The 13,755-nt window shown below is 63.1% G+C and carries 12 protein-coding genes; 10 read left to right on the forward strand and 2 right to left on the reverse strand.

The genetic code is table 11. The annotated features are described in order from the left end of the window. Nucleotides 1-38 precede the first annotated feature (38 nt). The 10 genes from J7557_RS06570 to J7557_RS06615 all read left to right on the forward strand — a co-directional run bounded on the left by J7557_RS06570 (nucleotide 39) and on the right by J7557_RS06615 (nucleotide 9,043). A complete protein-coding gene (locus J7557_RS06570) occupies nucleotides 39-422 on the forward strand; it encodes a VOC family protein (RefSeq protein WP_291418557.1) in 384 nt (127 codons plus the stop codon). Beyond that, nucleotides 409-879, forward strand: a complete 471-nt coding sequence (locus J7557_RS06575) for a GFA family protein (RefSeq protein ID WP_291418559.1) — start codon at nucleotides 409-411, stop codon at nucleotides 877-879. The genes J7557_RS06570 and J7557_RS06575 overlap by 14 nt, the downstream gene beginning before the upstream one ends. Next, complete coding sequence (locus tag J7557_RS06580; protein ID WP_291418561.1) at nucleotides 880-1,413, forward strand: GFA family protein; 534 nt, start codon at nucleotides 880-882, stop codon at nucleotides 1,411-1,413. Continuing rightward, a complete protein-coding gene (locus J7557_RS06585) occupies nucleotides 1,413-1,898 on the forward strand; it encodes a GFA family protein (protein ID WP_291418563.1) in 486 nt (161 codons plus the stop codon). Before J7557_RS06580 ends, J7557_RS06585 begins: the two co-directional genes overlap by 1 nt. Next, entirely contained in the window at nucleotides 1,895-2,377 is a 483-nt protein-coding gene (locus J7557_RS06590; protein WP_291418565.1) for a GFA family protein, read from the forward strand. Before J7557_RS06585 ends, J7557_RS06590 begins: the two co-directional genes overlap by 4 nt. Before the next feature lie 21 nt (nucleotides 2,378-2,398). Then, the gene (gene cimA, locus J7557_RS06595; protein WP_291418567.1) at nucleotides 2,399-4,042 is read left to right on the forward strand and encodes a citramalate synthase; all 1,644 of its coding nucleotides are present in this window, start codon (nucleotides 2,399-2,401) and stop codon (nucleotides 4,040-4,042) included. Nucleotides 4,043-4,188: 146 nt separating this feature from the next. Next, nucleotides 4,189-5,976: a LysM peptidoglycan-binding domain-containing protein gene (locus J7557_RS06600; RefSeq protein ID WP_291418569.1), complete on the forward strand. Its 1,788-nt coding sequence runs from the start codon at nucleotides 4,189-4,191 to the stop codon at nucleotides 5,974-5,976. A gap of 250 nt (nucleotides 5,977-6,226) precedes the next feature. Then, the gene (locus J7557_RS06605; protein ID WP_291418571.1) at nucleotides 6,227-6,547 is read left to right on the forward strand and encodes a helix-turn-helix transcriptional regulator; all 321 of its coding nucleotides are present in this window, start codon (nucleotides 6,227-6,229) and stop codon (nucleotides 6,545-6,547) included. After that, nucleotides 6,547-8,442 carry an ABC transporter ATP-binding protein/permease gene (locus J7557_RS06610; RefSeq protein ID WP_291418572.1) on the forward strand — a complete coding sequence of 632 codons (1,896 nt, stop codon included), beginning with the start codon at nucleotides 6,547-6,549 and terminating at the stop codon, nucleotides 8,440-8,442. Before J7557_RS06605 ends, J7557_RS06610 begins: the two co-directional genes overlap by 1 nt. Before the next feature lie 124 nt (nucleotides 8,443-8,566). Beyond that, nucleotides 8,567-9,043, forward strand: coding sequence for a GNAT family N-acetyltransferase (locus tag J7557_RS06615; RefSeq protein ID WP_291418574.1), 477 nt, complete (start codon nucleotides 8,567-8,569; stop codon nucleotides 9,041-9,043). A 100-nt stretch (nucleotides 9,044-9,143) separates the two neighbouring features. On the opposite strand, the gene J7557_RS06620 is transcribed toward J7557_RS06615, so the two are convergent. Both J7557_RS06620 and J7557_RS06625 read right to left on the reverse strand, forming a co-directional pair. After that, nucleotides 9,144-12,464 (reverse strand): efflux RND transporter permease subunit, encoded by a 3,321-nt coding sequence (locus J7557_RS06620; RefSeq protein ID WP_291418576.1) that lies wholly within the window; start codon nucleotides 12,462-12,464, stop codon nucleotides 9,144-9,146. Nucleotides 12,465-12,475: 11 nt separating this feature from the next. After that, on the reverse strand, nucleotides 12,476-13,741 hold the full coding sequence (locus J7557_RS06625; protein ID WP_291418578.1) for an efflux RND transporter periplasmic adaptor subunit: 1,266 nt from the start codon (nucleotides 13,739-13,741) through the stop codon (nucleotides 12,476-12,478). Nucleotides 13,742-13,755 lie beyond the last annotated feature (14 nt).

Consider the following 13,755-nt stretch of genomic DNA (forward strand, 5'->3'; position numbering starts at 1 on the left):
CCCATCTCCATGGTCTCCTCAACACAGGAGCTACCACCATGCTTGATCACGTCGGAATTCTCGTCGCAGACTGGAACAAGACCAAGGCCTTCTACGACGCCGCCTTCGCCCCTCTGGGCATCAGCCTTCTGATGCAGGTACCGGAAGAATATACCGGCGGCGTCAAGGTTGCCGGCTATGGCAAGGGCCAGCCCGATTTCTGGCTGACCGAGGCCAAGGACACCGGCCCCGGCCGCCACTACGCCTTCGGCTCGGACAATCGCGCCGCCATCGACGCCTTCTATGCCGCCGCCATGGCTGCCGGTGGCCGCGATAATGGCGCGCCCGGCCTCCGCCCGCACTATAGCGAAAACTACTACGCCGCCTTCGTCCTCGATCCCGATGGCAACAATATCGAAGTGGTCTGTCATGCCCCAGAATGAAGCCCATACCGGGGGCTGCCAGTGTGGCGCGGTTCGTTTCCGCGTCACACGTCTCGGCCGGCCCTCCATCTGCCATTGCCGCATGTGCCAAAAGGCGTTCGGCGGCTTTTTCGGTCCGCTGGTCACGTCACACAACGCCACCTGGACCCGTGGCGAACCCAAATGGTTCCAGAGTTCGGACGCTGCCCGCCGCGCCTTCTGCGGCGATTGCGGCACCCCGCTCGCCTATGAAACCCGCTTCGGTCTCGAACTCGCCATCGGCGCCTTCGACGATCCCACCGTCGCCGCCCCCGAAATTCAGGTCAATCCCGCCGACAAGCAGCCCTTTTTCGACACGCTGACGAGCCTGCCCATGCGCAGCGAGGTTAGCGACGAATGGCGCGACTTCATGGCCGGCATCCATTCCAACCAGCATCCGGACCACGATACGGAAGCCTGGCCGCCGAGGCACGAATAGATGTCCGGCACGGAGGAGAGCCTAGCCTGGCGCAAGGATGAAAGCGGAGACGATGTGCGTATCACCGGCGGCTGCCAGTGCGGCGCCGTGCGCTATGCGCTCCATCGCCAGCCCGCGCGCCCCTGCATCTGCCATTGCCGCATGTGCCAGAAAGCCTCGGGCAATCTCTTCGGCAGCTTTGCCGGCGTTCCCGCGCGCTTCTTCGAATTGACGCGTGGCCAGCTCTCGGTCTTTCGCACTTCCGATGAAGGCGAGCGCTGCTTCTGCACGGCCTGCGGCACGCCGCTTGCCTGGCGCACGCCCGATCAGTCATGGGTTTCCATTACCATCGGCTCCCTCGATAATCCCGAAGCCATGCGCCCCACCCATTTTTATGGCGAAGAGGGCCGTATTTCCTGGGCGGCCGATGTCGTCGCCCATATCGCCACCATTACTGGCCAGGGCGATGACACGCTCGTGCAAGCCATCAAGCGCAGCAATCATCAGCATCCGGATCACGACACCGAGAGCTGGCCGCCCAAGGAGACCACCTGATGGACCGTTACAAGATGGACGTAAGCGGCGGCTGCCAATGCGGCGCCGTGCGCTATCACGCCACCGAAATGTTCGACAATTCGCACATCTGCCACTGCCGCATGTGCCAGAAGGCGGTGGGCAATATCTTCGCCGCCCTCGTCGCCGCCCCGCGCGAAGTCATCACCTGGACCCGCGGCACCCCCAGCCGCTTCCGCAGTTCCGACCACGTAGATCGCGGCTTCTGCAACAAGTGCGGCACGCCTCTTTTCTACGAAGACCTCACCGGCAACCGCGTCAATTTCACCATCGGCTCGCTCGATCATCCCGAGCTCTTCCCGCCTGGCGCCAATACCGGCAATGAAAGCCGCGTGCCCTGGTTCGATACGCTCCCCAGCATCGAACACGGCGGCATCACCGAAGACCCAAACCGGCAGGATTGGTGGAGCGGTATCAAGGCCACCAACAGCCAGCACCCCGATCACGACACGGACAAATGGCCATGAGCACCGTCCTGCTCACCGGCGGCTGCCAATGCGGCGCTGTGCGCTACGCACTCGACCAGCAGCCCTTCAATGTCCACGTCTGCCATTGCCGCATGTGCCAGAAAGCCGTCGGCGGCCCATTCGCCGTTATCTGCCCGGTGATGAAGACCGCCTTCCGCGTCACGCGCGGCACCATCAGCTATTTTCATAGCTCCGATGTCGCGCGCCGCGGTTTCTGCGCCGCCTGCGGCACGCCGCTGCTCTTCGAATATCCCGAAGGCCAGGATCTCGGCGTACTCGTCGGCACCCTCGACGAGCCCGATCGCGCTCCACCTGAAAACCAGTACGGCAATGAAAGCCGGGTCGCCTGGTACGGGAATTTGCTGTCCGTTCCCGGCGATCGTCCAACCTATGCCGACAATCCCGAAATGCTGCATCGCATCAGCAGCACCAGTCACCAGCATCCCGACCACGACACGGCCACCTGGCCCCCCAAGTAACTCGACTAGCAGGCCCCCAAAATGTCCCGAGACCGCCTCTATCTTTTCGACACGACCCTGCGCGACGGCGCGCAGACGGCCGGCGTAGAATTCTCGCTCGAGGACAAGATCGCCATTATTGATCTCCTGGAGGAACTGGGCGTCGACTACATCGAAGGCGGCTATCCCGGTGCCAATCCGGTCGACACCGCCTTTTTCGAGAAGAAGCGCACCAAGAACGCCACCTTCACCGCCTTCGGCATGACCAAGCGGGCAGGGCGCTCCGCCGCCAACGATCCCGGCGTCCAGGGCCTCGTCAATTCCGCCGCCGCCGCCACCTGCTTCGTTGCGAAAGCCTGGGACTACCAGGTCGAACTCGCTTTGAGCTCCACCACCGACGAGCACCTCGAAGGCCTCGCCGACACGGTCCGCACTGCCGCATCAGCCGGCAAGGAAGTGCTCATCGACCTCGAACACTTCTTCGACGGCTTCAAAGCCAATCCCGAATACGCCCTATCCTGCGTCACGACGGCCCTCGAAGCCGGTGCCCGCTGGGTCGTCCTCTGCGACACCAATGGCGGCACCATGCCCTCCGAAGTCCGCACCATCATCGGCACAGTCCTCAAGTTCGCCCCCGGCGAAAGGCTCGGCATCCACCCCCATGACGATACCGGCCAGGCCGTCGCCAATGCACTTGCCGCCGTTGAAACCGGCGTTCGCCAGATCCAGGGCACGCTCAATGGCCTCGGCGAGCGCTGCGGCAATGCCAATCTCGTCACCCTGATCCCGACGCTGGTCCTCAAACCCTACTATGCCGAGCGCTTCGAAACCGGCATCACGCCCGAAAAGCTCGAACGTCTGACCCACATCTCCCGCGCCTTCGACGATCGCCTCAACCGCGCCCCCGCGCGCCAGGCCCCCTATGTCGGCGCCGCCGCCTTCGCCACCAAAGCCGGCATCCATGCCTCGGCCCTGCTCAAGGATTTTTCGACCTATGAGCACGTTCCGCCCGAAAGCGTCGGCAATGAACGTGCCATCATGGTCTCTCAGCAGGCCGGCAAGTCGAACCTGCTCACCGCTTTGGCCCGCCACGATATCGTGCTCGAAAAGGACGATCCCCGCCTCGAAAAGCTGCTGTCCACGGTCAAGGAGCGCGAGGCCCAAGGTTATTCCTATGACGGCGCGGATGCCTCCTTCGCCGTCCTCGCCCGCTCCGTCCTCGGCACGCTCCCGAGCTTCTTCGATGTCGAGCACTACCGCGCCATGGTCGAGCGCCGCCACAATGCGCAGGGCGAAGAGATCACCGTCACCGAAGCCGTGGTAAAAGTCCGCGTCGATGGCCAATTGCTGATGTCCGTCGCCGAAGGCAATGGCCCCGTCAACGCCCTCGATCAGGCCTTGCGAAAAGATCTCGGCATTTATTCCGCGCGCATCGAAGACCTGGAGCTGGTCGATTTCAAGGTCCGTATCCTGGACGGCGGCACGGGCGCGGTCACCCGTGTACTGGTTGAAAGCCGGGACGGCACTGGCGAGCGGTGGAGCACCATCGGCGTCTCGTCCAATATCATTGATGCGTCCTTTGAAGCTCTGTATGAATCAATCACATACAAGCTGTTGAAGACTGAAGCGGTGCAGTCGTCCTCAGTATTGGCGACTGCGCGGCCAGCTCAAAAGGCGACTGGCTGACAACCGTCCGGGAGGACAAACTGGCCGAAACTGCTCCGAAACGACCTCTCGCCCTCACCATCGGGGCAGTTGCCGTCACCCTGCTCGTCATTGCCGGCGTTTTTGTCGCCCCGACCGCGGTAAACTGCTTCAACAGCCCCGATGGCATGGGCCAGTGCATCAGGGGCAAATTGTCGGATGCCGGGCTCTTCCCCAAGGCGCCGGTCGAAGCCGTGGCCGAGACGCCGGCTACCGAGCCGGCTGCCCCCGCAGAGCCTGAAACTGAGCTCACCGCGCCGGCCCTCGACGTTACGCCGCCGGCCGACGTTCCGGAAAATCTCGTCGCCGCCAGCTTCGGCCTGCTGCGCGCCGAGCCCGATGGCTCCGTTGTCATCGCCGGTAGCGGCCGCCCGGGCAGCGAAATCGAAGTCTATTCCGACGAAACCCTCCTCGGTTCGACCACCGTCGAAAGCACAGGTGATTGGGTCTTTGTGCCCGAGCAACCCCTACCGGCAGGCGGCGTTGAAATCACCCTGGCCGAACGCGGCAAGGAGGGCAGGGCGGCCCAGTCCTTCGTCGTCGTCGTCAATGAAGACAAGTCCACCCAGCCGCTGGTCGTCGCCAGCGCTCCCGGCCAGGCCAGCGAAGTCCTGCAGGGCCTGACCCGCACCGACGCGCCCGCCGCACCGACTGCTGTCGCTACGGCCGAACCGGCAACGCCCATCCCGGCCGATCCAGCGCCTGTTGCGGTCGCTGCTGCGCCCGCCACGGCTCCCGCCGCGCCTGCCATTACCCCGGCTGCACCCGCAGCCCCGGCGACAACGCCTGCGCCGCCCGCCTCAACACCTGCCGAGACGCAAGTCGCACAGGCTCCTGCTGCGCCCGAAGCGCCTGCGCCGGCCCCGGAAACACCTGCTCCGGCCGCTGCTGCAACGCCCCCAGCCACACCGGCACCTGCTCCGGCAGCAACCCCTGCGCCTGCAACAACTCCCGCGCCAGCCGCTACCCCCGAAGCAGCTCCAACAGCCCTAGCAACCGCGCTCGAACCGGCCACTCCTGCCGCTCCCCCCGTGACGCCGGCGGCTCCTGCCACGCCCAACCCCGTTCCGGGCGCCCCTGCCGCCCAGCTCGCCGAGATTCCGCCGACCATCGATGCCATCGAAATAGAAGGCGACCGCACCTTCTTTGCCGGCGCTGGTCCCGAAGGCGGCATTGTGCGTCTCTATGTCGATGACACCTTCATCGCCGATGCCACCATCGAAGGCGGCCGCTGGCTTGTCGAAGGCGGCGACGTTCTCGACGCCCCCAGCCAGCGCGTCCGCGCCGACTTGCTCGCCGCCGGCTCGCCTGACGTGATCGCCCGCGCCGAGGTCGACTTCGTCGTCGACATGCCCGCAACGGCGACCGAGCCCGCAACGGCCGTCGCCAGTGCCGACGTGCCGCCGGCGCCTGCACCCGCACCTGTCGCGGCAACAACACCGACCCCGACTACCCAGCCCGCAGCCCCAACTGCCGAGCCTGCCACCCCTGCCGCTCCCGCGACAGCACAAACAGCGCCCGTCGCGGCTGCGCCGACCCAACCGGCCGCTACCCCGGCTCCTGCTGCCGCAACCACGCCTACGGCATCAGCTCCAGCAACAGCCGCTCCAGAAACCGCGGCGCCGGCAACTCCCGCTCCCGAGGCGCCGGCCACCCCGGTCGCTGTGGCGGAAGCGCCGCAGCCGGTAGCCGAACCTGCCGTGCCTACCATGGTCGCGGTATCAGTCGGCTCGCCCGATGCCCAGCGTTTCGCCTCGGGCAAGGCCATCATCCGCCGTGGCGACAATCTCTGGACTATCGCTCGCCGCGTCTATGGCGAAGGCATCAAGTATACGACCATCTACGATGCCAATACCGGCCAGATCCGCGATCCCGATCGCATCTATCCCGGCCAGGTTTTCAGCCTGCCCCAATAGGTCTACTGACACGAAATGGCGCGCCCTGGCGCCATTTCTCTTTCCGTGACCCGGTAGACCAAAGTTTGCTTATGATCCTCGATTGTCACCCCGGCGAAGGCCGGGGCCTATCCTGAGAGATCCCGGCCTTCGCCGGGATGACAGCCGGCAAGGGCTGTGCTTTATGCCCCAAAACCATCCCCGGGGATTGACCTTGCGGTCAATCCTCACCATGTTCATCGCAATTCACCGATTAATTCGGCCGGCCCCCATGCAAGACGACGACATCGCCAACATCATGCGAGCCCTGGGTCATCCAGTTCGGCTCAATATCCTGCGGTTCCTCGCGAGCCAGCAGCAGCGCGAATGCTGCTGCGGTGATGTCACTGAATCTTTGCCCCTCGCCCAGTCCACCGTCTCCCAGCATATCAAGGTGCTGCTCGACGCCGGCCTGATCGAGCGCAAGCCTCATGGTACGCGTAATCGCTACATGATCCGGCATGACCGGCTCGCCGAAATCGGAACCGCCTTTGGAGGCCTGCTCACAGGCCTCAACTTCCAAGCGCCCCACAAGGAAGCGGAACCGGCCTAATGGCTCAAAACAGCACTGAAAAGAAGCCGTCCGTTAGCGCGGACGAAGGCTCTGTATTCTCTACCGTTCGCAATCTCTGGCCCTATATGTGGCCCGAAGGCCGGCCCGACCTGCGCATGCAGGTGGTCCTCGCCCTCGGCGCTCTGGTCTTGAGCAAAGTCGCGACCACCCTTATTCCTTTTGCCTATAAGGGCATCATCGACAGCCTCGATGGCACCGATGCCGATAGCCAGCTCATCCTCGGCCTCGCCATCCCCGTCGTGCTTGTTATCGCCTATGTGCTCGGCAACGTCCTCGATGCCGCCTTCCAGCAGTTGCGCGATGTGCTTTTTGCCGGCGTCGGCCAGCATGCCGTTCGAAAACTGGCGCTCGAAACCTTCCACCACGTCCATCGCCTGTCGCTGCGCTTCCACCTGGCGCGCCGCACCGGCGGCCTTTCCCGCGTCATCGAGCGCGGCACCAAGGGCATCGAAACGGTCGTCCGCTTCGCTATGCTCAACATCGTGCCGACCATCATCGAATTCATCGTCGTCGCCGTCATCTTCGTCTGGCTCTTCGGGGTCAGCTATGTCGGCGTCCTAGTGGTGATGATCTGGGCCTATCTCTGGTTCACCATCAAGGCGTCCAACTGGCGCATCGCCATCCGCCGGGACATGAACGATTCTGACACGGATGCGAACGGCAAGGCCATCGACAGCCTGCTCAACTACGAGACGGTCAAATACTTCGCTAATGAGAAGATGGAAGCCGAGCGCTATGATCGCTCCATGGCGAGCTATGAAAAGTCCGCCATCCGCATCTGGACCTCGCTGGGCTGGCTTAACTTCGGCCAGGCCGTCATCTTCTATGGCGGCTTCCTTGTCATCTCCATCATGGCCGTTCTCGGCGTCATGGCTGGTCGTCTGACACTGGGCGACTTTGTCCTCCTCAATACCTTCCTGATGCAGGTCTATCGCCCGCTCAATTTCATCGGCTTTGTTTATCGCGAACTTCGCCAGGGCCTCACCGACATCGAGGAGATGTTCAAGCTCCTCGATCAGGACCCTGAAATCGAGGACAAGCCCGACGCCAAGCCCCTCGCCGTCACCGGCCCGGTCATCCGCTTCGATGATGTCACCTTCCACTACGATGCCGATCGCCCGATCTTGAAGGGCGTCAGCTTCGAAGTGCCGGCCGGCAAGACCGTCGCCATCGTCGGCCCCACCGGTGCCGGCAAGTCGACCATTTCGCGCCTGCTCTACCGCTTCTACGACGTCACTGGCGGCCGTATCACCATCGATGGGCAGGACCTGCGCGATGTGACGCAGGAAAGCCTGCGTTCCACCATCGGCATGGTCCCGCAGGATACGGTGCTGTTCAACGACACCATCGGCTACAACATCGAATATGGCCGCCCGGGCGCCTCTCTGGACGAAGTCCACCAGGCCGCCCAGATGGCCCAGGTCGGCAGTTTCATCGAAGCCCTGCCCAAGGGCTACGACACACCGGTCGGCGAACGCGGTCTGAAACTCTCGGGCGGCGAAAAGCAGCGCGTTGCTATCGCCCGCACGATTTTGAAGGCCCCGTCGATCCTCATCCTCGATGAGGCGACTTCCGCCCTCGATACCAAGACCGAGCGTGACATCCAGGCTGCCCTCGACGTCGTCTCGCGCAACCGTACCACCGTCGTCATCGCCCACCGTCTCTCGACGGTGATCAATGCCGACGAAATCCTGGTGCTGCGCGAAGGCCTCGTCGCCGAACGCGGCAACCACGCCGCGCTCCTCGCCCAGAACGGCCTCTACGCCCAGATGTGGAGCCGCCAGCGCGAAGCCACCGAGGCCGAAGAAGCTCTGGCCCTCGCCCAGGAAGACCCCGACGGCTTCGTCAAGCGTGGCGCTCCTGCAGCGGAGTAAGGGAAGGCGCTGTCCCAGGGCGGCGCCTCAACTTCTCCCACACTCGGTGTCATCCCCGCGAAAGCGGAGATCTCCGTTTGGTGCGGACTTGCATTGTTAGGGCAGCGCCCCCTAACCTCCGTTCATGCCCACCATCACCCTCGTAAGCGCTCGCCCCGACCAAAAGCCGGTCATCGCCAACCTGATCCAGCTCTACCTCCACGACATGACCGAGTTCATGCCGTTCCCGGTCGGTGTCGACGGCCGCTACGCCTACGATTTCCTCGACCGCTTCTGGCGCTTTCCCTATCTCATCATGTCCGACGATGAGATCGCCGGCTTCGCCCCCGTCATCGACGAATGCCCGCTCACCGGCCGCGCGCCCTGCTGGTTCATGGCCGAATTCTTCGTGCTGAAAGCCCACCGGGGCAGGGGCCTCGCCCGCGCCGCCGTCCAGCAGGCTCTACAGGCCCACCCCGGTCAATGGCACATCGCCGTCCCCCACGCCAACCGCCCCGCGCAGACCTTCTGGTCCGAAATCCTCGCGCCTCAAAACCCCACAAGCCGCGACATCCATTTCGACGGTGACGACTGGCGGCTGCGTGAGTTTGTGACCGGCTAACCCCGATGTCACTCCCGCGAAAGCGGGAACCCCTGTTTCCTCTATCAAACAAAAAGGCCCGCATCGCTGCGGGCCTTTTTCATTCACATCTCGGTCCAGATCACTCCGCCGCGTCGCGACGGTCGTGCTTGTCCTTGTCGCCGAGCCCGGCGTCCTTGCTCACCACATAGCGCTTCTCGCCATCAGCATCGTCGGGCACTTCCACGGCTACGCCGTCAAAGCCGGCCGGAGCCGCAGTGGTTTTGCCGCGGAAGGGGCTCGCCATCCACTGACCGAGGCTCGCAAAGTTCGCGCCCACCCACTTGATCTGCTTCCACATCACGCTCGGCGCGGTGATCATCACCGGCACCATGATCAGCGTCAGCAGGGTCGAGAAGAACAGGCCCGAAACCAGAGCTGCCGAAAGGTGGATGAACCACGAGCCGGCAAGGCCACCGATGACGATTTCACGGCGGATGAAGTCGAACTCGACATTCGCCCACATCGGGATAACGCCCAGCGCCGTGAGGAACGCCGTCAGCAGCACCGGCCGCACACGCTGGCTGACCGTCAGCAGCATGGCCTTCACAGGCTCGACGTGCTGGTGGCGGTTATAGTCATTGTAGGTGTCGATCAGCACGATGCCGTTCTTCACCACAATGCCCGCCAGCGCCACGATGCCGAGACCGGTCATGATCGCCGAGAAGCTCATCCCGGTGACCAGCATGCCCAAAAGCACGCCTGCCACCGACATGACCACCGTCGAGAGCGTCACCATCACCTGGTAGAAGCTGTTATATTCGAGCAGCAGAATGAAGAAGATCAGGGCCATGGCCATGCCCATCGCCGAAACGATGAAGGCATTGGCGTCGCCCATCTGCTCTTCCGCGCCACCGAAAGCGACATTGACGCTTTCGGGGAAGTTCTGCTCGCCGATCCACTTCTGCAGTTCCGCCACCTTGTCGGCGGCATAGACGCCTTCCGGCAGGTTCGTAAGACCTGCGGCCACGTTCATCACGTAAACCTGGTTGCGGCGCTCGATATTGGCAACCTTCGGCACGGCCTTGCGATCGATGAAGTTCGAAACCGGGATCATGCCGTTCTGGGTGGCGATGCGCATGGAGTCGAGCGCGTCGAAGGTGCGCTCTTCCTTGGGCAGGCGAACGCGGATGTCGAGTTCGTCGCCGGTTTCCCCGTCGCGATAAGTGCCCAGCTTCACGCCATTGGTGATGAGCTGCACATAGGGCACGAGTTCACGCACGCCGATGCCATACTTGCCCGCCTCGGCCCGATCGACAGTGATCTGCCAGTCGATACCGGGGGAGGGGCGGCCGTCTTCGGCGTCGACCACTTCCGGCCAGGTGGAGAGATGATCGCGAATAGCGGCAACCACAGGCACCAGGTCGTCGTAGTTCTTGCTCTCGACTCGCATGTTCAGGTCCTTGCCCGCCGGCGGACCATTTTCCGCCGCCAGCACCTGGATATCGAGGCCGGCAATATTGTCGACGCGGCTGCGGATGTCGGCAAAGATCTTTTCGGCCGGCACGCGATGGTTCCAGTTGACGAGCTGCAGCTGGAAATTGCCGATCGTGTCAGGCGGCATGGTGCCAAAGGCGCCGGTCGTGCCGAATTGCATGATCACGTCCTGGATGCCGTTGACCTGCAGGATCTGGTCTTCGACCTCGATCAGCATGTCGCGGACTTCCTCGGGCGAATAATTGCCCTGGCCCACGACGGCCACCGTCGCATATTCCGGTTCCGAAGCCGGGAAGGCTTCCGACCCGGTCGGGTTGGTCGCATAGGTGACGAAGATCGCCACGATGATACCAAAACCCACCGCGAGCGTCGGCAGGGGCCAGGAGATCAGCTTCTCCATGGTCCGCACGTAGAAACCGGTCAGGCCCGTGACCTTCTTGGGGTCGAACTTGTCCGGATACATGACGATATCGGCCTTGGCCTTTTCCTTCTCGTCCACATGGGTCGAGGCGATCACCGAGCCGATAACCGGCATGAAGATCAGAGCGGAAATGAACGAGGCGATCATGACGATGATCACGATCATCGGCAGGTAGCTCATGAACTTGCCGATAATGCCCGGCCAGAACAGCAGCGGAATGAAGGCGCCGAGTGTGGTCGCGGTAGCACCCACCACCGGCACGAACATTTTGCGCATCGCCATGATGAAGGCTTCGCGCTTGGGTACGCCTTCTTGCAGCTTTCGTTCGGCATATTCGACGACCACCACAGGGTCGTCGACGAGCACGCCCACCGCGATCACGAGCCCGAACATCACCATCATGTTGATGGTCATGCCCAGCATTTCCGCGACGAGGAAGGCCATCATGAACGATAGCGGGATCGAAAGGCCGATCATCAGTGCGGGGCGCAGGCCCAGCGTTGCGATACAGGTGATCAGCACCAGCGCCACGGCCGTCAGAACCGCGGCTTCAAGCGAGCGGAAAAGGCTGGTCGTGGTATCGGCCTGGTCGAGGAAGACCGAGTAACTCACCCCGCTCGGCCAGGATTTGGCGAGTTCTTCCGTCGTCGCGCGAACCTGGTTCGATACGTCGATGATATTGGTGCCGAGCTTCTTGGAAACGCCCAGAATCTGGGCCGGAGACCCGTTCACCTGGGTATATTCGGTAGCGTCGGCCAGCGTACGGGTGATCGTTGCGACATCGCCGAAGGTAACGACAGTATTGCCATCGGTCTTGATGGGCAGGGCGTAGACGTCCTGCGCATTGCTGATCAGGCCGGGAACTTCGATGTTGAACGAGCCCTGTCCGGTGTTCAGCGTACCGCCGGGCACAACCATGTTGTTGCGCGAAAGCGCATCCAGCAGCTGGCTGGCGCTCAGGCCATAGGCTTCAAGACGCAGGAGGTCGATGCGGACTTCGAGCTGTTCCTTGCGCGAACCCGAGAGCTTCACTTCACGCACATCGCCCAGGGCTTCGAGCGCGTCTTGCAGTTCTTCGGCGCGGCGGGTCAGTTCCTTTTCAGGCGCGGTACCATAGATGGCGACCGACATGATCGGGCCGATAAAGTCGATTTCGCTGACCGTCGGGTCATCGGCATCGGCAGGCAGCTTTGCCTTGATCGCGTCCATCTTGGCACGCGTATCCTGAAGGGCCTTGTCCTTGTCGGTATTGATGTCGAATTCGAGGATCACCGACGCGTGGCCGGTGGTCGAGGTCGACGAAATGTTTTGCAAGCCCGGCAGGTTGGCGAGTTCTTCTTCCGCGGGCTTGGCGAGCAGGTTTTCCGCGTCGCGCGGCGATACGCCCGTCTGGCTGATGGAGACGTAAAGGTAGGGAACGTCGATGGCCGGGAAACTCTCCTTGGGCATGGAGAGATAGGCCGCCGTACCAGCCGTCAGGACGATCACCATGACGGTGAGGACGACCCTGGGCATCCTCAGGATTTTTTCGATGAAGTCGAGCATCAAACTCGTCCTTAGCTGGCTACGGTTTCAGTGGAAGCAGTCGCGGGGCTGGCCTTCACGGCCTGTCCGGCAGTCACACCTTCCTGGCCGACCGTGATCACTTCGGTCACCGCGGGCAGGCCCGTCACCCAGACGCCCTGGCGGGTGTCGCTGACGATGGTCACTTCGTGGAACGCCACGACACCGTTTTCGACGGTCCGCACGCCGAGGGTGCCTTCGTCATCGAGCGTCAGCACCGACTGCGGCAGCAGATGGCCCGGCGCCGCGCCGAGATTGACCACGGCTTCGGCGGTCACGCCGTCCTTGATGGCAAAATCAGCATTCGGGATTTCGATTTCCACCGGGAAGGCGCGGGTCGCATTGTCGGCCTGCGAGGCGATATAGGTCACCTTGCCTTCGACGGCCTGACCCGTAACGGTCTTGATCGAAGCAACGAGGCCGAGCTTGGCAAGGCCGATATGCTTTTCCGGAACCATGCCGGCAAAGATCATCGGGTCGAGCTGTACGATAGTGGCGCAGGGGCCGCCGGCATTCAGCATCGAACCGGCAAGGGCCACCGGGTCCTGCACGAGGCCGGCCACCTTTGCGGTGATTTCGGTGCGATCGAGTTCGGCCTTGGCATTGTCGAGACCGGCTGCAGCCTGGCTCACGCCGGCCTTGGCTTGGGCAAGGGCCACGTCGGCAGTGTTCGCAGTGTTGGCAGCGGCAAGGCCCTTTTCGCGCAGGCCTGCATTGGTGTCGAAATTGAGCTGGGCCTGGGCGAGGGCCGCGTTGGCCTGGTCAACTGCAGCTTCCGCCTGGGCGACGGCGGCAACGCGCGTACCCTGGTCGAGCGTGCAAAGGAGGTCACCCACTTCCACGCGCTGGCCCTTGGTCACATGCACGGTGTCCACAGTTCCGGCGGTTTCGGCGACAGCGGTTACGGTTGCCTTGGCCTGGGTGCGACCGCGCAGCGGCACTTCCACCGGCATGGGCTGGGCGGTGAAGGTCTGGGTTCGCACGTCCGGCAGCGGGGCATTGGAACCGGTCGTGGCTTCATTGCGTTGTGCAATGGTCAGGGCTGGATCAGTCTCGGGCGCATGGTGTTCCGCCAGCACGCCGGCATCTGCCATCGCATTGTGGATAGGACCATGCTCTTCGCCCTCGATGACGGAGATGATTGGCTTTTCACCATTGCCGGGACCGTTACCCCCCTGCACGAGGGTACCGGTAGCAAGCCAGGCACCTGCTCCAAGCAGGATCAGTAGCGCCAGGCCATAGGAAAACAATGCACGCATAGAATATCAGCCCC

It is taken from the genome of Devosia sp. (assembly GCF_017744655.1).
Classification (GTDB): Bacteria; Pseudomonadota; Alphaproteobacteria; order Rhizobiales; family Devosiaceae; genus Devosia.

What these genes read in the sequence shown, in the direction of transcription:
- J7557_RS06575 (WP_291418559.1), top strand. Translation starts at nt 409, where the DNA reads ATGCCCCAGAATGAAGCCCATACCGGGGGCTGCCAGTGTGGCGCGGTT.
- cimA (WP_291418567.1), top strand. Translation starts at nt 2,399, where the DNA reads ATGTCCCGAGACCGCCTCTATCTTTTCGACACGACCCTGCGCGACGGC.
- J7557_RS06600 (WP_291418569.1), top strand. Translation starts at nt 4,189, where the DNA reads ATGGGCCAGTGCATCAGGGGCAAATTGTCGGATGCCGGGCTCTTCCCC.
- J7557_RS06580 (WP_291418561.1), top strand. Translation starts at nt 880, where the DNA reads ATGTCCGGCACGGAGGAGAGCCTAGCCTGGCGCAAGGATGAAAGCGGA.
- J7557_RS06620 (WP_291418576.1), bottom strand. Translation starts at nt 12,464, where the DNA reads ATGCTCGACTTCATCGAAAAAATCCTGAGGATGCCCAGGGTCGTCCTC.
- J7557_RS06590 (WP_291418565.1), top strand. Translation starts at nt 1,895, where the DNA reads ATGAGCACCGTCCTGCTCACCGGCGGCTGCCAATGCGGCGCTGTGCGC.
- J7557_RS06570 (WP_291418557.1), top strand. Translation starts at nt 39, where the DNA reads ATGCTTGATCACGTCGGAATTCTCGTCGCAGACTGGAACAAGACCAAG.
- J7557_RS06585 (WP_291418563.1), top strand. Translation starts at nt 1,413, where the DNA reads ATGGACCGTTACAAGATGGACGTAAGCGGCGGCTGCCAATGCGGCGCC.
- J7557_RS06610 (WP_291418572.1), top strand. Translation starts at nt 6,547, where the DNA reads ATGGCTCAAAACAGCACTGAAAAGAAGCCGTCCGTTAGCGCGGACGAA.
- J7557_RS06605 (WP_291418571.1), top strand. Translation starts at nt 6,227, where the DNA reads ATGCAAGACGACGACATCGCCAACATCATGCGAGCCCTGGGTCATCCA.
- J7557_RS06615 (WP_291418574.1), top strand. Translation starts at nt 8,567, where the DNA reads ATGCCCACCATCACCCTCGTAAGCGCTCGCCCCGACCAAAAGCCGGTC.
- J7557_RS06625 (WP_291418578.1), bottom strand. Translation starts at nt 13,741, where the DNA reads ATGCGTGCATTGTTTTCCTATGGCCTGGCGCTACTGATCCTGCTTGGA.